Here is an 18,581-nt window from a genome sequence, read left to right as displayed (position 1 = left end):
TTCAGCCAAACACCATCAAGTGCTTGTGGGGCGTTGTCGGTCGCGCTGACTTAGATAAAGATACACAGCGATCTAAAAACACACAAATCTGCAGGACATCGCGCATTTATGACGTGTTCACGCCAAACCATTGCAGCACTCCACCACTGTATGGGTCGGCATTGCGAGCATACATAGGGAGCAGGGCTGCCCATACGAGGTAAAGCACGCCGGCGCACGCGGCGAAGGACCATTGCGGCAGAACCTCCATGACCGTCAGGACAAAGGTGACTCCGGCAGTCACCGCCATGCACATGGTCCAGACGATCGTTTTCCGGGAGAGCAGTTCCCAACTCACGCCGAGTACGGGAATCAACGCGCCCATGCCGAATATCATTCCGGTGATAATCCCCTGGCTAGTCCAAACCACCAACTCCAGGATGGCGCCGGCGGCCGCACCGATGACGCTCGCCGCTGTGACAGCGCGCACCCACTGCTGACGCGAGCCACCGAGCGTGACGAACTCCTTGAACGATGTGCGGTAGGAATCCATGAGTGCCCCGAGCGTCAATAGCGTCACCATGACATAGACGATACTGAAGAGCTGTCCCTCAATGTTCCAAAAGACGATGGCCGCCCACATGACAAGTCCGACGGAGGCGTACCCGGCCACGACCCACATCCACGAGCGGACCAGCGGCCGGTAGATCAGCTGCGCCGTGGGAGTGATGGGGAAACGTCCAAAGTCGGAATTGCCGTCCGAGGTTACTCGATACTGGAGTTCACGCACCTCCATGTCGGATTGGGCCGCGGACTGCGACGACTGACGCAGCGTCACAAAGAGTCGGATAACCCACGCGATCAGGACGAGAGCGGCCAACCACCACCACTGGCGCGCCACCGAAACTGCAGCGCCGAGCACGACGTAGTACGTGGCGAGCCCTAGGTTGTAGCGCGTCTGCGCTTTCCGCGAGAGCCCCAGCGCCGTGGCTTTCGTCTTGTTCACCGTGGTCGATAGGACCACAACCACCGCGAGGAAGGCCAGCGAACCAGCCGTTACCGGACCCTTGACGGGCGCGAGGATGCCCCACAGCAGCAACATGATGCTGTAGACGACAAGCGTATGCGTCTCGACGACCACAAAGAACAGTCGCATTACGCCTCCCCTAATGCCAGCACGGCTTCCTCAAGCGTCACTTCCTGCGCACGCAGTCCCAGGTCCTTGGCCTGGTCGAAGACGCACTGTGCAAACTTGGGACGCGCGTCGATAATCGCGCGGTCGGCCAGGGTTGAGGACTCTCGTGCAAGCACGGGCAGTTGAAGCCTGCCCAGCGCGCGGTCGAGCTGGGAAGCGTGCCCGGAGACGGCGACAATGGAATCGACGATCTCGTCGATGGGGCCAGAGAGCGGTTCATCGGAAAGTAAGAGAATGGTATCGAGGTAGCCCTCAATCTCCGAAAGATGATGGGTTGAAACCACGATGGTCCGCGTCCCTTGCTCCTCGCGCATCACGTCGAAGAACACCTGGCGGCGCTGCACGTCGAGCCCCAGGTAGGGCTCATCGAGGAGCATGAGCTCGCAGCCAGAAGCCACGGCGAAGATGAAACCCATCGCGGATTTCTGGCCGCGCGAGAGCGAAGAGTAATTCTGCACCGGAAGCTCGAAGGCGTCGACAAGTTCATCGGCGCGGTCTTGGTTCCACGTCTTCCAACGAACCTGGCCGATCCGGAACAGCTTCTTCACGTTCCATCCATCGAAAAGTGGGTTGTCAATGCCCATGAGGATCGTCCGGTCCATGACGCGTTGGTTGTCGAAGGGTTCCTCGCCGAAGACGCGCAGGCCCATGGACGGGAACTGCCCTGCCATCATGCGCAAAAGTGTCGTCTTGCCCACGCCGTTCGCGCCCACGAGCCCGTGCGTAAGTCCCTGCGCGAGCTCAAAGTTCAACGCCGGTGTGTTCTTCATCCGCAGGTTGGTCGCAGTAATCATCGTCTAAGCTCCAATCGCTTCTGAGTATTGGCGTACTTCGGGTAAAGCCACAGCATGACCGCAGCTATCAGGAGCAAGACCCCACCCGAAAGCAGTAGATAGACAGCGCCCGGCTCAATTCCTCTAATAAACCCACCAAATGTCATGGGCACGATGACTGCAATGATGGCGCCCACAGTTGTATTCATCAGCGCGTAGGCAAACCAGAAAGTCCCGACATTGAGAGCTACGAGGGAGGGATCCAGCACTAGGGTGCATAGCGCAACGCCGAGCATGCCGATGCCCCCGTTCACCAGCGCCCGAGTGCGCCAAGCTCGGCGCGTCTTACCGAAGGCTTGCCAGGCGGCGAGGTGCGTGCCGGTCGCTAGATTAGAACCGAGTGCGCCAGCAATCACCGGCACAGTCACGACGAGAGACCCCCACAAGTCCGGAGCAATGGCTGGAAGCAGAGTCTTCCAACCCCACAGGAATACGCCGAATAGCGCGACGACCAAGAGCATCATGTGCCACTGCCCTTCCCCAGGATTCTTTTCCACTACAGGCTCGTGGTTGCGGGAACGATCCTCCTTGACCTCCTGGCGAAGAGTCAACGCCAAAGTAGCTGCGACGAGCGTAGTAAGCAGTACCGTCACAACCCACGGCAACTCGCCTACCGTAAAAGCGAAGGTCATTGCAGCGGCAATGAGCACAATAGGGACGTTGATTCGCACAAAGTCGGCCCGACGGTAGCCGAACGCTTTGAGCGTGCCGTAGGGCACGTGAAGGACAGAGCCCACCCCGATCGGCACGAGCGCAAAGAAAAGCATGGACACCCACGAGAGGTCACCAATGACAATCCTGAATCCGATCATCGAGGCACACATGCCCAGCGCTGATAGCAGCTGTCGCGTAGACCCTGTCCAGTGCCGGAAGACGACAGATACAAGTCCTTTAGACATCGCTGCCTCCCATCGCGAGTGCCACGGCGTCCTCGAGGGCGACCGGGGAGCCATCAGCGACGCCGCGGCGTACAACAACGCGGGTGCTGGAGCCGAGAGACTCGGTGGCGAGGGCTGCATCGGAAAGCTCGGGCGGAACGGGGTTGGCGACGGTGAGCGAGACGAGGGCATCATCAAGCCGCTCCGACTCGAGGGTGCGGATGACGCCGTCGCGCAGGACGAGGTAGCAGTCCACGAGCTTGGCGGAGGCCTCAAGATCGTGGGAGGCAATGACGATGGTGCGCGGGTTCGCCTCCTGCGCGGCGACGAGCTCCCGGTAGAACAGGTCGCGGTTCTGCACGTCGAGGCCGAGGTAGGGCTCGTCGAGGAGTGTAAGCGGCGCGCGAGCTGCCAGTGCGATGACGATGGCGAGCATGGAGCGCTGGCCGCGGGAGGCCTTACTGTGGGACGTCTTCACATCGAGCGCGAAGGTCTCGAGCAGGTGGTCCGCTGTCGCCTGGTCCCAATGCGGGTAGCGCTTGGACGCGACGTCGAGGATGGCCTTGAAACTCCAGTTCGCAGGGTACGGAGTATCGACGCCGGTGAACACGATATCGTCCATGACGGCCTCGTTATCAAAGGGTTCGTGGCCGAAGACTTTGATGTCCCCGTCATAGCGCGCCTGGCCGGCGAGCAGTGAGAGCAGCGTGGACTTGCCTGTGCCGTTGCGGCCGACAAGACCGTAGATGCGGTTTTCTTCGAGCTGTAACTCGACGTCCCGGAGGACCTCCTTTTTCTTGAAGGACTTCGCGGCGTGGTGAGTAGTGACAATCATGAGTATTTAAACCTCGGATCTGCGCAGGCGTGGGGCGAAACGAACGGACGGAGCTGGGCTTTCGTCGCGCAAGGGACGGTAGAACACGACGTAGGAGGTGACGACGGCGAGGATGAGGAAGGTAATGAGCTGCCACTTCAGCGAGTCGCCGTCACGCAGGTGACCGGAGAACATGATCATGCCGAAGGTTGCGAAACCGGTGCCCAGGCCGGAGAGTGCGACCAAAAGCAGCACGCAGGTGGCGGCAAAGGGGTAGACCCAGCCGAACTGGAAGACCACGGCGATGCCCGCGAAGATGACAAGGCTCAGCGCGGCAAGAATGAGCTGGCGGCGCACCCACTCGGTGCGTGGATACCCGAACGCCTGAAGGCCGGAAGGCGTGAGCTCAGTCCACGGCATCTGCGCGATCATCCCCAAGATGAATGGGAGGAAGGCCCAGAAGGCCGGACCCCACGTGGGGCCGAGGAAGGGCTGCGCCACCGCAAGGAGCGGGATAGCAACCGCGGCGCTGGCTAGCAGGAGCCACCAGCCATGGAAACGCAGACTTCCCTTGGCGATACCGCGGGATTCACCACGGAGCCGAAAGAACAGCGACACCCAGAAGACACAGATGGCGAGTGCTTCACAAAGTAGCCATCGAGCGGGAAGGACGAAAGCCTGCGCGCCGAGCCCCAGGGCGAGGCAGACCACGAGCGGCGTGACGTTGGTGCGGATCCATTCGCCGGTTGTCATGCCGAAAGCATCGGCACTGCGGCGCGGGAGAAAGAAGTAGGCAAGTGGCAGCGCCACTGCGGTGGCGCCGAAGAAGGCGACCGGCCATACCGCGACAACGCTCCCTAAGAGCAATGCCAAGCCAAGGAACGCCACGCTAATGAGAGCCGCGACCCAGCCGCCATTGGTGAACTGATACTTGAAGATCATCGCTGGCCTCCCAGAATGCGGACCGCGTCGGCCAGCGGCAGCGGGGTGCCTTCAGCAACGCCACGAGGGACGATCATGCGCGACTGGCCGGCAATCTCCTCGGTGCGCACAGCATGTGGGGCGAGATCGGGAGAGCCGGGGGCAACCACGAAGGCATCGTCAAGCTCGGCGGCTGAGTAGTCCTGCATGCCCTCGCCCATGAGGAGGAAGCGGTCGAAGTGCTGAGCGGATTCTTCGAGAGCATGGGTCGCGACGACCATCGTGCGGTCATGCGGAAGGTTGTCGTAAAAGATCGTGCGGTTCGCATCGTCGAGACCCAAGTAGGGCTCATCGAGGAGAGTGAGCTCCGCATTGGCGGAAAGCGCCACGATGATGGCGAGCATGGAACGCTGACCGCGCGAGGCGGCGGCGTAACTCGTGTGAAGGTCGAGGTCGAACGCGTCCAGGAGGTCATCGCGCAGCGACCAGTACGGGTAGCGCTGTCCAGCAGCGGTGAGGATGTCGTGAAGCCGCCAGTTGGGGTAGGCGGTGTCCACGCCAGTGAACACGATGGTGTCCATGACCGCGCGATTGTTATACGGGTTGTGCGAGAGCTCGCCTTCGTAGCGCTTCTGTCCGGCAAGGAGGGAGAGCAGCGTCGTCTTGCCGCAGCCGTTGCGGCCCACCAAGGCATGGAGCTGGCCGTCGTGGATATCGAAGTTGAGTCCTTCGAAGACCTTCTTGCTTCCGAAGGATTTGGAGAGATGGCGTGCAGTGATCATGAGTAGAGACCTCGGCTTTCAGCGACGCGGTGAACGAGTTCCTGGAGTTGGCCCCGCGTGTAGCCGAGGCGGGCAGCCTCGTCCACGAGTGGGGCGACGTATTCGGCGGCAAAGTCGCTGCGGCGGCGCTCGCGGATGCTCTCGGTCGCGCCGTCCGCGACGAACATGCCGACGCCGCGGTGCTTTTCGAGAATTCCGAGTTCGACAAGCAAGGTAATTCCTTTCCTGGCGGTCGCGGGGTTGATGTTGTGGAACGCGGCGAGCTCGTTCGTCGACGGGGCTTGCGCACCTTCCGCGAGTGCGCCATCGATGATGGAATCTTCGATGAGCGCGGCGATTTGCCGGAACAACGGTTGGGTGGAGTTGTCCATGGGCATCCTTAGTTGGTTAGTCACTTGTGTAACTAACCATATTGGCCGTCTGGGAATTCGTCAAGGCCTATCGCAGTTTTTGCCTTTTTGGGGCACACTGGAGGGAAACGAGTTAGCAATAAAGATTTAGGACCGCAACAATGCTTGAGAGAACGTTAGTTTTCGTCGACACTTCTTACCTATTAGCAAGTTTTTATAACGCCTGGGAGACGGGTGCCCGCGCCCAGTTAGAGATTGACCTTCCCGAGGTCGTCAACACCATGGGCACCATGATCGAAAACCAACTGGACCAAAAAATTCAGCGTCAGTACTGGTACGACGGCATCCCGGATACCGGCCCACACCGCTACCAGCGCGCGCTGCGCACCTGTGACGGCGTGCAGCTGCGCACAGGCCAGCTCATCGAGTGGGGCGACCGCCGCACGCAGAAGGGCGTGGACACGCGTCTCGTCGCGGACATGATCGTCGCCGCCATGAAGCAACAAGTCACGGACTTCGTGCTCGTCTCCGGCGACGCGGACATGATTCCGGGCGTTGAGGAGGCGGTGCTCGCGGGCATTCGCGTGCACCTCTACGGCTTTGGCTGGGACTCCATGTCCTCCAACCTGCGCCACTCCTGCGATACGACCACGATTTTGGACCCGCGCGAGGACTTCGCGGACGCCATGGAAATCCAGGTCCTCGAAGGACCGCTGCCGCCGGTCATCCGTCACCAGCCAGACGAGGAGCAGGAGGAGAGCGCGGCTACCGCGCCGGAGGGCACCGAGGAGCCGGCAGTGCCCGGCCCCGACGTCTGTGGCGAGCCCTCCGAGGTCGAGGCCGCATTCTCCTCCACGCCGCATGGTATGGCGGCACACCAGCCGGAGCACCGCACGTCGGAGCAGGCCGCGCCCGTCGAGCCCACCACGTCTGCCGAGTCCGCCTCCGACTCCCCGAAGCCTGAGGCTCCCGCCGAAGAGACGCCTGCGAAGCCGGGCCCGTCCGGTCCGCCGAAGCCGTCCATGATGGCGCCGCGCCGCAAGCTGCGCTCCCGTTACGTGCCGCTGCCGGAGGAGGTCTGGACCTCCGCCGGCTTCCAGACGCCGTTCGACGTGGGCCAGCAGTACGCCAGCTGGTGGTTCGACAACGCCGCGACCGCCGAGCAGCGCGACCAGGCGCACCTTCTCTCCGGCGGCGGTCTGCCGCCCGAGATCGACCGCCCGCTCCTCCAATTCGCGTGCGACACGCTCCACGAGTACACGCTCACCGAGACCCAGCGCGTGAACCTGCGCGACGGCTTCCACTCCGGCATCCGCGGCGTGCTCCTCAACCGCGACAAGTAAAACAAACCCCCAGTTCACAGGGAACTGGGGGTAACGCGTACGTCACTACTTCTCGGCGTCAGCGTCCGGAGCAGCGTCGAGCTCTTTCTTCTTCGCCATGTCGGCACGGATCTCGGCGAGGCGGGAGCTGGCCTTGAGCTCGGTGTCCGCCTTGGAGAAGTCCTGGATATTGACGGTCCCGGTGCCCTGCATGAGCTCCTGGGCGCCGAGGGCGTCCGTGTAGCGCTTCTCGATCTTGGCGCGGACAGAGTCAAGCGTGGGCGTCGAATCATCCGGGGACAGCTCGTTCATGGAGTCGAGGACCTTCGCGTTGGACTCCTGCATGGCGGCCTGATCGGCCTGCGCCATGAGTTGGTCGACCTGGGCGAGCTGCTCGCGCAGACGCGCTTCTGATTCCTTCTGCTGCTGCTTCGCCTGCTCCGCAGCCTGCGTTGCCGCCTGGTACTGAGTCTTCATGCCCTCGAGCTCCTGCTCGGCGGCGACGAGCTGCGCGGCAACAACCTCTGCGGCCTGGTTATATTCGGTGGCTGCGGTGGAATCGCCCTTGGCCGAGGCGGCATCGGCAAGCTCGAGCGCACGCTGCGTCTGCTCCTGGTACTTCTGCACAGTCTCGATGAGGCGGTTCATCTGCATCTCGAGGCGCGACTGGTTGCCGATAATCTCGCTGGCGTGCTGGGTAATCTCCGCGTGCTGCTTCTTGGCCCCCTCGACCGCCTGCTGAATCTGGACCTTGGGGTCTGCGTTCTCATCGATCTTCTGATCGAAAGAAGCCATGAGGTACTTCCAGCCCTTGCTCATCGGGTTAGCCATTGTTTCGTACTCCTTATAGTTTCATTAAAAAAAGGCGCTTTCCCACGATGATACGTGGGAAAGCGCCGTCGTGCGCAGGACTTAGGACTGCTGCGCCTGCTGGGCAGCCACCCGCTTGCGGACCTCGTCCATGTCGAGCCCCTCGACCTGACCGATAAGATCCTCGAGTGCGGCCGGCGGCAGGGCGCCTGCCTGACGGAAGACCATCACGCCATCGCGGAACGCCATGAGCGTGGGGATAGACTGGATCTGCAGGGCTGCGGACAGACCCTGGTTAGCCTCGGTATCGAGCTTCGCAAACGTGATGTTCTCGTGCTTCTCCGACGCTGCGTCGTAGACCGGAGCGAAGCGCTTGCACGGACCGCACCAATCGGCCCAGGCGTCAACGAGGACAATGCCCTCGGCGCTAACGGTGGACTCAAAGTCCTTTTCAGTGACGTCGACAGTCGCCATTGCGGTAACTCCTTTTATCAATCAGCTAATTTTGCTTCGTTCTTTCCTATCAACCGTACACGTTCGTGAGTTATTCCCACGGATATTTATCCTTGCCAGATACCCCCAGGGGGTATATTATCGACGGCGTAAGCACTAGATCCCCGTACGAAGGAGACACACCATGAACAACTACACCGTCAAGGGCATGACCTGCGGCCACTGCGAGATGTCCGTGAAGGAAGAGATCGGCGAGATCGCCGGCGTCACCGCTGTCACCGCTGACCACGCCACCGGTGCCGTCACCGTCGAGGGCGAGGGCTTCACCGACGAACAGGTCGCCGCCGCCGTCAAGGAAGCCGGCTACGAGCTGGCCTAGGCCTTCTCTCGCGAAAGGCCGCCCGGCGCGAGAGCGCGCATAGGTTTGTACAGGAAAGGAGTTCCACGGTGACCACTCCCACCGCGCTACACCACATTGATCTCGGGGTGACCGGCATGACGTGCACGTCGTGCTCGTCACGCGTGGAGCGCAAGCTCAACAAGGTCGACGGCGTGGAGGCCACCGTCAACTTCGCCACGGAAGAAGCCTCCGTGAGCTACGACCCCACCACCACGAGCGTCGAGGACCTCATCAAGGTCATCGAGAACGCTGGCTATGGGGCGTTTTCTATGAGCGGGGATGACGAGCCTGAGGGCGCTGAGGATGAGGACGAGTCCGCCCGCGACGCGCAGACGGACGACCTGCTCCGCCGCACGCTCATCTCCGGTGCACTCTCGCTGCCGGTCATGCTCGTGTCCATGATCCCGGCTCTCCAGTTCACCAACTGGCAGTGGGCCGCGACCATTCTTGCGACCATCGTCTACATCTTCGGCGGCGCACCCTTCCACAAGGCGACGTGGACGAACCTCAAGCACGGCTCGTTCACCATGGACACGCTTATCACCATGGGCACCACGGCCGCCTACTTCTGGTCGCTTTACGCACTCTTTTTTGGCAACGCCGGCATGCCCGGCATGAAGATGCACATGACGCTGTTGTCCAACGACGCGGAGATGGACCACATCTACCTCGAGTCCGTGGGCATGGTCATCTCCTTCTTGCTGCTCGGCCGCTGGTTCGAGTTCCGCGCCAAGGGCCGGTCTTCGGAGGCACTGCGCTCGCTGCTCACCATGGGCGCGAAGGACGCGTCGGTGCTGCGTGACGGCGTCGAGGTGCGTGTGCCCATCAAGGAACTCCAGGTCGGCGATACCTTCATCGTTCGCCCGGGCGAGAAGATCGCCACGGACGGCATCGTCTCCGCTGGCAACTCCGCCGTAGACGAGTCCATGCTCACCGGCGAATCCGTGCCGGTTGAGGTGTCCGAAGGCTCTCGCGTTACCGGCGCCACCGTCAACGCCTCGGGCCGACTCGAGGTCCGCGCCACGAAGGTCGGCTCGGACACCGTGCTTGCGCAGATGGCCACGATGGTCAAGGACGCCCAGGCCTCCAAGGCCCCCATCCAGCGCCTCGTGGACAAGATCGCACAGGTCTTCGTCCCCGTTGTCATCGGAATCGCTATCCTCACGCTCATCGTCCACCTCTTCTTTGGGGGCGTCGCCCCGGCCTTCATCGCGGCGGTCGCGGTCCTCATCATCGCCTGCCCGTGCGCCATGGGCCTGGCTACGCCGACCGCCATCCTCGTCGGTTCCGGCCGCGGCGCCCAGATGGGCATCCTCATCAAGGGCCCGGAGATTCTCGAGTCCACCCGCGAGGTCGACACCATCGTGCTCGATAAGACGGGCACCGTGACCGAGGGCACGATGGCCGTCTCCCACGTCGAGGGCGACGTCCTCGCTCTCGCCGCCGCCGTGGAGCGCGGCTCCGAGCACCCCATTGCCAAGGCCATCGTCGCCGCGGCCCCGGACGCACCGGAAGCCACTGACTTTGCCTCGGTTCCCGGCCACGGCGTCGAAGGCACCGTGAACGGCCAGTGCGTCCTCGTCGGCCGCCCGCCAGCGGGCACCGACTACGAGGGCACCGGCACGCTCGTCGCCGTCACCGTGGACGGCGCCGTCAAGGGCACCATTGAGGTCCGCGACACCGTCAAATCCAGCTCGGCCACTGCCATCGCCCACTTCAAGGAGCTGGGACTTACCCCGCACCTGCTCACGGGCGACAACGAGCACGCTGCGCAGGCGGTGGCACGCGAAGTCGGCATCGAGTCCGTCACCGCCGGCGTCATGCCAGAAGACAAGGTAGCGACCATCAAGCGCCTCCAGGAAGAGGGCAAGACCGTGGCCATGGTCGGCGACGGCGTCAACGACGCAGCCGCTCTCGCCCAGGCGGATCTCGGTATCGCCATGGGCACCGGCACGGACGTCGCCATTGAGGCCTCCGACATCACGCTCATGAACGACGACCTCCGCTCCGCCGTCGACGCCATCCGGCTGTCCCGCCGCACCCTGAAGATCATCAAGGGCAATCTCTTCTGGGCGTTCGCCTACAACGTGGTCCTCATTCCGGTCGCCGCCGTCGGCCTGCTCAACCCCCTGTTCGCGGGTATTGCCATGGCCTTCAGCTCGGTCTTCGTGGTGAGCAACTCCCTGCGACTGAAGAATTTCCGCTCTATCGATTAAGAATTTGCACAGAATCTAGCGCCCCCGATTCCGGGGGCCTAATCTTTGTGCATGCCAATCCTTCGACAGAATTCTCTTCCTTTATCTCGCAACGAACGCCTCGATCGCCTGCCGGTCACGGGCAAGCACAAGAAACTGCTCATCGGCTCCGGCATTGGCTGGGCGCTCGACGCCATGGACGTCGGCCTCATTTCCTTCATCATGGCCGCCCTCGCCGTCCACTGGGGCATCACGCCCACCGAGTCCTCGTGGCTCGCCTCCATCGGCTTCATTGGCATGGCCATCGGCGCGACCTTCGGCGGGTTGCTTGCCGATAAGTTCGGCCGCCGCCACGTCTTCGCCCTCACGCTGCTCGTCTACGGTCTCGCCACCGGCGCCTCCGCGCTGTCCACGGGCCTGGTCATGCTGCTCGTCCTCCGCTTCCTCATCGGCCTGGGCCTGGGCGCAGAGCTCCCCGTCGCCTCGACGCTCATCTCCGAGTTCTCTCCGGTCAAGGTCCGCGGCCGCATGGTCGTCCTCCTCGAGGCCTTCTGGGCCGTGGGCTGGATCCTTGCCGCCGTCATCGGCACCTTCGTGGTCGGCGCGCATGACTCCGGCTGGCGCTGGGCCCTCGCGCTGGGCATGGTGCCGGCGTTCTACGCCCTCTACGTGCGCCTCCACCTTCCGGAGTCCGTGCGCTTCCTCGAGTCCCGCGGCCGGCACGAGGAGGCCGAGGAAATCGTCGCCTCCTTCGAGGCCGCCGTCCCCACCGACGCAGAGCTTGCCGATGCCCCCTCCACTCCCACCTTCGCCGAAGACGACGTCACCTCCCGCTCCATTTGGTCACCGTCCCTGCGCGGGCGCACCGCAGCACTCTGGACGGTCTGGTTCTGCGTCAACCTCAGCTACTACGGCGCCTTCGTGTGGATTCCGTCGCTGCTCGTAGCGGACGGCTTCTCGCTCGTGAAATCCTTCTCGTTCACTCTCATCATCACGCTGGCGCAGCTGCCGGGCTACGCGATGGCCGCCTGGCTCATTGAGGTCTGGGGCCGACGCGTGACGCTCGCCGCTTTCCTCGTGGGCTCCGCCTGCGCCGCGGGTCTCTACGGATTCGCGCATACGGAATGGCTCATCCTCGTCGCCGGCTGCCTGCTCTCCTTCTTCAACCTCGGCGCGTGGGGCGCGCTCTACGCCGTGGGCCCGGAGCTCTACCCCACGCACCTGCGCGGCGCAGGCACGGGTGCCGCCGCTGGCTTTGGCCGCCTCGCCTCCATCATCGCGCCACTCCTCGTCCCGCTCATCCTCGCCGGCGCGGGCTCCGGCTGGCTCTTCGCGCTTTTCGCGGCCGCCTTCGCTCTCGCGGCGCTCGCTGCCTTCGCTCTCCCTGAGCAACGCGGCAAGGCGCTTTCCTAGATCTGCTCTACAATCGCGGGCATGCGCTCTTCCCGTCTGACCCCCACTCTGGTCCTCGCCCTCGGCGGCTACGTGGGGGTCATCGTTGCCCTCACCCTGCTCAAGGCCTTCTTCCAGATCGGCTACCTGTGGCTGCCCGAGAACCAGGTGGCCCGCGAGATTCGTCTCCGTCCCTTGGCGGAGCTCGACGGCACCTCGTGGTTCGGTCCCGTCTTCGGCTACGGCGGCAACTTCGCGCTCTTTGTCCCGCTGGGCGTCCTGCTCTTCATTCTCCTGCGCCGCATTGGGCCTGTTACCGCGTGTGGCTTCGGCCTCTCGCTCACGGTGGAGACCCTCCAATACGCCTTTGGTCTCGGCCGCAGCGACATCGACGACCTCATATTCAACACCCTCGGCGCATTCGCTGGCGCCGCCTTCGCCTCCTGGTGCGGGCCACGGTTTCACCGCCTGTGGATCTGGCTAGGCATCCTCACGACCGCGGTGTTCGTGGTCCTCGCCGCGCTCGGACCACGGCTCGGCGATCCGGACAAGGTGAAGGACGTTTCGGCGCCTTCAGTTACTTCCCAGGAATTGCCAGGTAACGCGTAGCCGCGTGTAGGGCTCCCGCCAGCCTCGTGTCCCATACTGAGTTCATGCGTTTGAGAGGCGCATACCTTTGAGAGAGATAGAGAGAGCCCCTGGTTCCGGGGTGGCGGCGTGAGACACCGCCTAAGGGACCCTTCCTAAGAGAGATAGAGTCGCCGTGAGCCCCAACCTTCGGGTTGGGGCTCACGGTGTTTTTCACTTCAAGCCAATGTGAGCCATAAACGCATCACGCGGCGACGCCACGTCAGCCTGAAAGGAAAACCGTAGCAGCGATGCGCCCCTAGCCGCGGGCCATATTGACGAACTTCGAGTAATGCAGCTGGTGCGCGACCGTCACGGTATCGATAGGGCCGCCGCGGTGCTTGGCCAGGATGATGTCGGCCTCGCCGGCACGCTCGTTATCGCGATCCTGAGAGTCCGGGCGGTAGAGCAGCATAACCATATCGGCGTCCTGCTCCAGCGAACCCGACTCACGCAGGTCAGCGAGCTGCGGCTTCTTGTCCGTACGGGCCTCAGGACCGCGGTTCAGCTGCGAGATGGCGATGAGCGGAACCTCGAGCTCCTTGGCGAGCAGCTTGAGGCTACGGGAGAACTCCGAGACCTCTTGCTGACGGGACTCGACCTTCTTGCCCGAGCTCATCAGCTGCATGTAGTCGAGGACGATCATGTCGAGGCCATGTTGCTGCTTGATCTTGCGGGCCTTGGTGCGGATCTCCATCATGGTGAGGTTCGGTGAGTCATCGATGAACATCGGCGCGTTGTCGATGCGCGTGATGGTCTCCTCGAGCTTGGACCAGTCTTCCGGCGAAATGCGGCCAGCACGCATATCCGCAAGCTTGACCTCAGACTCCGCGGAGAGCAAACGCATGAGGATTTCGTTCGCGGACATCTCGAGGGAGAAGATGACGGAGGTCTTGCCGTGGTGGAGGGAACACGAGCGCATGAAGTCCATGGCCAGCGTTGACTTACCCACACCCGGACGAGCGGCGACGATGACCATCTGGCCAGCATGGAGACCGTTGGTGAGCTTATCCAGATCGACAAAGCCGGTGGGAACGCCGAGTTCGACGCCGCCGTGTTCCTGCAGCTGCACAAGCTCATCGATGGTAGGCACGATGAGCTCGCTCAGCGGCTTGTAGTCTTCGGACTTCTTGCGCTGCGAGACGTTAAAGACGGCTTGCTGCGCGTCGTTAATGACGGATTCGAGCTCCGCGTCCTCCTGGGCCACGTAGCCCAGCTGGACCACGCGCGTGCCGGCGTCGATGAGGCGACGGAGGACAGCCTTCTCCGCGACGATTTCTGCGTAATAGCGTGCGTTGGCTGCGGTAGGCACCGAGGCCAGCAGAGTGTGCAAATACGGGGCACCACCGGCGCGCTCGAGCTCGCCGTAGCGGTCAAGGCGGCCGCTGAGCACGACGGCATCGATTTCCTTGCCGTCAGCGAACAACGCCATGATGTGCTTGAAGATGATGGCGTGCGCCGGGTAGTAGAAGTCGTCCTCCGTGACGATCTCAGAGACCTCAGACGCCGTGGCCGGGCTAAGCAGCATGGCGCCCAGGACGCCCTGCTCCGCCTCGCGGTCAGCCGGCGGCTGGCGGAAGTTACCGTACGCGGCGTAATCGCCGTCGTTCGTGTGCTTGCCACGGCGGCCGGTGCCGCGGCCGAAGCGGCGCGGTTTCTCCTCCGGGGGCGCGGGCTCCATGGGCCCAAAATCCTCTTCCGGCGGCGCGTAATTGTCGTCATCAAAACTTGGCGTAGTCACCAGGTGTCCCCTCTTTCATCCGTCTGCGTCCCTACTCTAGTTCAGCGTCCTGACACGGCCAGAACGACTAGTCTCGTCTACCCCCTGGGCACAAATTGCACCGTTATCCACAGCAACCTGTAGAAACCCCAGGTGGTTAACAGCGGAAGATACATTTCCCATGGTCAGGCCTGTGGATAACTTTCACCGGCTCTGACCTGCAACGATCGTTTGCGCAGGTCAGAGCTATTTATTGCGGGTGTGAAAATCCTCACCAGATCCGTGGATAAGTGCCTTTACCTGCGGGAAAGCAGCCATGGCCGGAATGTGAAGATTGGGTAAAGGACAATAAGTTATCCACAGGTTACGCAAGTTTTCCACAATTTTACCGGCGAGCGGCCACAGACAGGAAAAATGCCACAGCGCCCCGGGCGCAATGCGGGAAGCCATCACCTCACATGATGGCCAGCCCGCGGCGCGGGGCGCTGCGGCGTGCTGTTGTCTTTGGGTCTAGACGCTACACGAGCGTAGACCGTCGTGCGCCAAAATTAGGCAGCGACGACCGAGAAGTTCACCTTGCCGAGAACGTCAGCGTGCAGCTTGAGCTCGACCTGGTAGTTGCCAGTCTTCTTGACGAGGCCCTTAGGAAGCACAACAATGCGCTTATCCAGCTTGGGGCCACCGGCGGTTTCGACCGCGGCAACGATGTCCTCTGCGGACACGGAACCGAAGAGCTTGCCCTTCTCCGAGGTCTTCACCGGCACCTTGATGTCGGTGAGCTGCTCGAGCTGGGTGCGAATCTCGCGTGCGTGGTCCAGGTCGCGAATTGCGCGAGCTTCCTGGGCGCGCTTGATGCCCTCGATCTGCTTCTCAGCACCACGGGTGGCAACGATGGCCAGACCGCGCGGAAGCAGGTAGTTACGTCCGTAGCCGTCCTTAACCTCAACAATATCGCCTGCGGCGCCGAGGTTCTCAACGGCAGCGGTGAGGATCAGCTTCATGATCCCTGCCTTTCAATTGAGTCTTTAATAATTTAGATTGCGTGTAAAACAGCTTTAGAACGGGGGTTCATCAGCGGCGCCGCCAAAGCCGCCAGCCGGCGGGGCGGAGTTCCACGGATCGTTAGCGGGTGCCTGCTGCTGCGATTGCTGGCCAAAGTTCTGGTTGTTGTTACCACCAAAACCGCCCTGCGATTGCTGCTGCTGGCCGGCATTGTTATTGCCGCCGCCAAAGCCGCCACCGAAGTTGCCGCCGCCCTGGTTATTGTCATTGCCGCCGCCGTAGTTGCCGTTGCCGCCCTCACGGGGGTTACGGGCAACCTGTGCGGTGGCATAACGCAGAGACGGACCGACTTCGTCAACGTCGATCTCGAAAACCGTGCGGTTTTCACCTTCGCGGGTCTGGTAAGAACGAGCCTTCAGGCGACCGGTCACGATAATGCGCATGCCTTTCGTGAGGGTCTCGGCCACGTTCTCCGCCGCTTGGCGCCACACGTTGCAGGTGAGGAACATTGCTTCGCCGTCTTCCCACTGGTTCGTCTGCGAGTTGTAGCGACGAGGGGTCGAGGCGACGCGGAAGTTAGCAACAGCTGCTCCCGCCGGGGTAAAACGCAGTTCCGGGTCAGCAACGATGTTGCCGACGACCGTGATGTTGGTGTCTCCCTGAGCCATGATGTCTCCTTACAAGCGTTGGTTACTGATGTACCCAGTATCCGCTATTTGCTGTCAGTGCGCAGAACCTTGGTACGCAGAACGTTGTCGTTCAGGTTCAGACGACGATCGAGCTCGAGCACAGATGCGGACTCGCACTCGAGGGTGACGACGGCGTAGATGCCTTCGTCCTTCTTGTTGATCGGGTAGGCCAGACGGCGCTTGCCCCAGATATCAACGTTTTCTACCTTGCCGTTCTCTTCACGCACGGTGGAGAGGAACTTGTCCAGGGACGGGGCAACGGTGCGTTCATCCTGGGTAGGATCCAGAATGATCATGACTTCGTAGTGACGCACGGACCTCATCACCTCCTATGGTCTAGTAATTGTTTTTCGGCCACATCACCTTTGCGGATGTGGCAGGAGGGTTCGTTGCGTCAAGCAACCCCACGAGAATACCCCACATGCAGGTAAAAACGGAAATCGCCGCCGGCCCCAGCGGGGCAGGCGGCGAATGACAAAAGTGTAATTCCGAAGTGTGGTTCTGGACCCAGAGTTACGGCAGCTGCTGGCCGCCGGGCGCGGCGAAGAAGACGGCCGTTCCCGCCGGAATGATGGTGAGGAACACCAAGGCGAGGAGCCCCAGCACGATGGGCACCGTGCGGTTGGAGCCCGGCTCGCCCTTCTGGAACGTGTAGTAGGCACCCATCACGCAGCAAAAGCCGATGACGATGGACACGATGCCCACGATGGTGAAGGTCATTTCGCGAAATCTCCTGCTAGTAGATCGGTGCCATTGTCCGCGAGCACCTTGTCGCGGCTCTTGCCCAGCATCTGACGGATGACGAGCACGGCAATGGCGAGGATGAAGCCGTCGCGCAGACAGATGGCGAGGTCGAGCATCTCTCCCGGCAGGCCCTTGTTCTCCACGCCATGCATGTGGAGCATGAGGATGGGCCAGACGAGGGCATCGAAGAAGCCCCACGTGAAAATGAGCCGCCAGTTGGGCAGCGCGAGGACGGCCGGCACGAGCAGCCACAGCGAATACTGCGGCGACCACACCTTGTTGAGCATGAGGAAGGCCACGAGGATGAGGAAGACGAGCTCCGCCACGCGCGGGGTGCGCTGGGTCCGCAAACCAAAGATGAGGATGCCCACGCACAGCGCGAGGAAGCCCACGAGCGAGAAGACGTTGACAAACTCGGCCGACATGGGCAAGTTGGGGACGTTGCGCGCAATCATCGCGTAGAGCGTCGTCCACTCCCAGCCACGCGTGGAGTTGAGGCGGAAGAACTCGTACCAGGCATCCGGGTAGAGCAGCGCGATCGGAATATTGACGACTGCCGCCGCGCACACGGCACCGCCAAGCAGCCTGAAGAAGGGCACGAAGCGACGGTCCCGGATGGCGAGCACGAGGAACGCGCCGAGCATGAACAGCGGCCACATCTTAAACGCGAAGCCCAGGCCGATGAGGATGCCGCCCAGCCAGTTTTTGCGCTTGCTCACGGCAAGCAGCGCGGCGACGGCCAACGTGATGGATGGGATGTCCCAGTTGGTGAAGCCATGCATGATGACGAGCGGGCTCGCGGCGACGAGCAAGCCGTCCCAGAGACGGTTGCCGAGGAGCTCGCCCACCATGCGCAGGGTCGCCACCCACATGATGGCCATCGTGAGCGCGGTAAGCGCGAAGTACCAACCAGCGTCGGCGACGGCCCACGAAACGAGCGGATACGTCGTACGCGCGAGCCAGCCCTCAAAGCCCTGGAAGAGACCAGCGAGGACCGGGTACTCCATGTAGCGAGTGAGATCGCCCTCCTGCCACGAGTACGCGTAGACGAAGCCCGGCTTGTCCAGACCGCGTCCGCCGTAGAGCGGAATGATGTCGTTATAGCAGAACGAGGTGTACTGGCGCGCGCCCGCCCAGTTGAGCGAGACCGTGCCGTCCTCATTCTTGATGCCACCCGCGCAGTTGGCCTTGGCCAGGTAAGCGAAGGCGAGGAAGACCCAGCCAACGGAGAGAACCCACCGCATGGCGTTGACGGGGCGCGAGGCATGCGTGCCGCGCGGGCCGCCGAAGAACTCGACAAGCCCGCGGGCGAGAGGCTCCCGGGAGAGAGCAGTGACGGTCATGCGCGCGGCCTACTGGTTGAGGAAGTCGTTGACGGCGTTGTTGAGGTCATTGCCCAGCTGCGTGAGCGCATCCTGATTTCCGCCGCCGGTGCCGCCGTTGCCATTCTCCGCCGGTGCAGCCGGGGCCGCGGG

At 62.5% G+C, this 18,581-nt stretch carries 21 protein-coding genes; 5 read left to right on the top strand and 16 right to left on the bottom strand.

Annotated features, from left to right (window positions below):
• Positions 1 to 106 precede the first annotated feature (106 nt).
• From BN9444_RS04205 to BN9444_RS04175, 7 genes are read right to left on the bottom strand one after another with little or no spacing between them, the layout of a single operon-like run.
• Entirely contained in the window at positions 107 to 1,135 is a 1,029-nt protein-coding gene (locus tag BN9444_RS04205) for a hypothetical protein (protein ID WP_068801457.1), read from the bottom strand.
• Entirely contained in the window at positions 1,135 to 1,968 is an 834-nt protein-coding gene (locus BN9444_RS04200) for an AAA family ATPase (RefSeq protein WP_181734584.1), read from the bottom strand. Before BN9444_RS04200 ends, BN9444_RS04205 begins: the two co-directional genes overlap by 1 nt.
• Positions 1,965 to 2,906: a hypothetical protein gene (locus tag BN9444_RS04195; protein WP_068801456.1), complete on the bottom strand. Its 942-nt coding sequence runs from the start codon at positions 2,904 to 2,906 to the stop codon at positions 1,965 to 1,967. Before BN9444_RS04195 ends, BN9444_RS04200 begins: the two co-directional genes overlap by 4 nt.
• Complete coding sequence (locus BN9444_RS04190) at positions 2,899 to 3,720, bottom strand: ATP-binding cassette domain-containing protein (protein WP_066511210.1); 822 nt, start codon at positions 3,718 to 3,720, stop codon at positions 2,899 to 2,901. Before BN9444_RS04190 ends, BN9444_RS04195 begins: the two co-directional genes overlap by 8 nt.
• 6 nt (positions 3,721 to 3,726) lie before the next feature.
• Complete coding sequence (locus BN9444_RS04185; protein WP_066511212.1) at positions 3,727 to 4,641, bottom strand: hypothetical protein; 915 nt, start codon at positions 4,639 to 4,641, stop codon at positions 3,727 to 3,729.
• Positions 4,638 to 5,402: an ATP-binding cassette domain-containing protein gene (locus BN9444_RS04180; RefSeq protein WP_066511214.1), complete on the bottom strand. Its 765-nt coding sequence runs from the start codon at positions 5,400 to 5,402 to the stop codon at positions 4,638 to 4,640. Before BN9444_RS04180 ends, BN9444_RS04185 begins: the two co-directional genes overlap by 4 nt.
• On the bottom strand, positions 5,399 to 5,773 hold the full coding sequence (locus tag BN9444_RS04175) for a GntR family transcriptional regulator (protein WP_066492546.1): 375 nt from the start codon (positions 5,771 to 5,773) through the stop codon (positions 5,399 to 5,401). The genes BN9444_RS04180 and BN9444_RS04175 overlap by 4 nt, the downstream gene beginning before the upstream one ends.
• A 140-nt stretch (positions 5,774 to 5,913) precedes the next feature.
• Here BN9444_RS04175 and BN9444_RS04170 point away from each other — a divergent pair, with 140 nt between their 5' ends.
• A complete protein-coding gene (locus tag BN9444_RS04170) occupies positions 5,914 to 7,095 on the top strand; it encodes an NYN domain-containing protein (protein ID WP_066492552.1) in 1,182 nt (393 codons plus the stop codon).
• A gap of 45 nt (positions 7,096 to 7,140) precedes the next feature.
• Here the strand turns inward: BN9444_RS04170 and BN9444_RS04165 are convergent, their stop codons facing one another.
• Both BN9444_RS04165 and trxA read right to left on the bottom strand, forming a co-directional pair.
• The gene (locus BN9444_RS04165) at positions 7,141 to 7,905 is read right to left on the bottom strand and encodes a PspA/IM30 family protein (protein ID WP_066492555.1); all 765 of its coding nucleotides are present in this window, start codon (positions 7,903 to 7,905) and stop codon (positions 7,141 to 7,143) included.
• An 81-nt stretch (positions 7,906 to 7,986) separates the two neighbouring features.
• Positions 7,987 to 8,358: a thioredoxin gene (trxA, locus tag BN9444_RS04160; RefSeq protein WP_068801455.1), complete on the bottom strand. Its 372-nt coding sequence runs from the start codon at positions 8,356 to 8,358 to the stop codon at positions 7,987 to 7,989.
• Positions 8,359 to 8,521: 163 nt separating this feature from the next.
• Here trxA and BN9444_RS04155 point away from each other — a divergent pair, with 163 nt between their 5' ends.
• From BN9444_RS04155 to BN9444_RS04140, 4 genes are all read left to right on the top strand, one after another.
• A complete protein-coding gene (locus tag BN9444_RS04155; RefSeq protein ID WP_066492559.1) occupies positions 8,522 to 8,716 on the top strand; it encodes a heavy-metal-associated domain-containing protein in 195 nt (64 codons plus the stop codon).
• Between the two features lie 116 nt (positions 8,717 to 8,832).
• Entirely contained in the window at positions 8,833 to 10,953 is a 2,121-nt protein-coding gene (locus BN9444_RS04150; RefSeq protein WP_066492853.1) for a heavy metal translocating P-type ATPase, read from the top strand.
• Positions 10,954 to 11,004: 51 nt separating this feature from the next.
• Positions 11,005 to 12,345, top strand: a complete 1,341-nt coding sequence (locus BN9444_RS04145; RefSeq protein WP_066492854.1) for an MFS transporter — start codon at positions 11,005 to 11,007, stop codon at positions 12,343 to 12,345.
• Positions 12,346 to 12,366: 21 nt separating this feature from the next.
• On the top strand, positions 12,367 to 12,933 hold the full coding sequence (locus BN9444_RS04140) for a VanZ family protein (RefSeq protein WP_066492560.1): 567 nt from the start codon (positions 12,367 to 12,369) through the stop codon (positions 12,931 to 12,933).
• 277 nt (positions 12,934 to 13,210) lie between these two features.
• Here the strand turns inward: BN9444_RS04140 and dnaB are convergent, their stop codons facing one another.
• From dnaB to BN9444_RS04110, 7 genes are all read right to left on the bottom strand, one after another.
• Positions 13,211 to 14,632 (bottom strand): replicative DNA helicase, encoded by a 1,422-nt coding sequence (gene dnaB / locus BN9444_RS04135; protein WP_141681474.1) that lies wholly within the window; start codon positions 14,630 to 14,632, stop codon positions 13,211 to 13,213.
• A 285-nt stretch (positions 14,633 to 14,917) separates the two neighbouring features.
• Entirely contained in the window at positions 14,918 to 15,121 is a 204-nt protein-coding gene (locus BN9444_RS14080) for a hypothetical protein (RefSeq protein ID WP_141681473.1), read from the bottom strand.
• Positions 15,122 to 15,219: 98 nt separating this feature from the next.
• Positions 15,220 to 15,672, bottom strand: coding sequence for a 50S ribosomal protein L9 (gene rplI / locus BN9444_RS04130; RefSeq protein ID WP_066492566.1), 453 nt, complete (start codon positions 15,670 to 15,672; stop codon positions 15,220 to 15,222).
• 54 nt (positions 15,673 to 15,726) lie between these two features.
• Positions 15,727 to 16,341 (bottom strand): single-stranded DNA-binding protein, encoded by a 615-nt coding sequence (locus BN9444_RS04125; protein ID WP_068801453.1) that lies wholly within the window; start codon positions 16,339 to 16,341, stop codon positions 15,727 to 15,729.
• A gap of 44 nt (positions 16,342 to 16,385) precedes the next feature.
• The gene (gene rpsF, locus BN9444_RS04120) at positions 16,386 to 16,676 is read right to left on the bottom strand and encodes a 30S ribosomal protein S6 (protein WP_070594249.1); all 291 of its coding nucleotides are present in this window, start codon (positions 16,674 to 16,676) and stop codon (positions 16,386 to 16,388) included.
• Positions 16,677 to 16,875: 199 nt separating this feature from the next.
• Positions 16,876 to 17,082, bottom strand: a complete 207-nt coding sequence (locus BN9444_RS04115) for a hypothetical protein (RefSeq protein ID WP_066492574.1) — start codon at positions 17,080 to 17,082, stop codon at positions 16,876 to 16,878.
• Complete coding sequence (locus tag BN9444_RS04110; RefSeq protein ID WP_068801452.1) at positions 17,079 to 18,449, bottom strand: glycosyltransferase family 87 protein; 1,371 nt, start codon at positions 18,447 to 18,449, stop codon at positions 17,079 to 17,081. The genes BN9444_RS04115 and BN9444_RS04110 overlap by 4 nt, the downstream gene beginning before the upstream one ends.
• Positions 18,450 to 18,581 lie beyond the last annotated feature (132 nt).

Source organism: Corynebacterium phoceense (assembly GCF_900092335.1).
Classification (GTDB): Bacteria; Actinomycetota; Actinomycetes; order Mycobacteriales; family Mycobacteriaceae; genus Corynebacterium; species Corynebacterium phoceense.
This window is presented reverse-complemented; position numbering and strand designations above follow the sequence as displayed.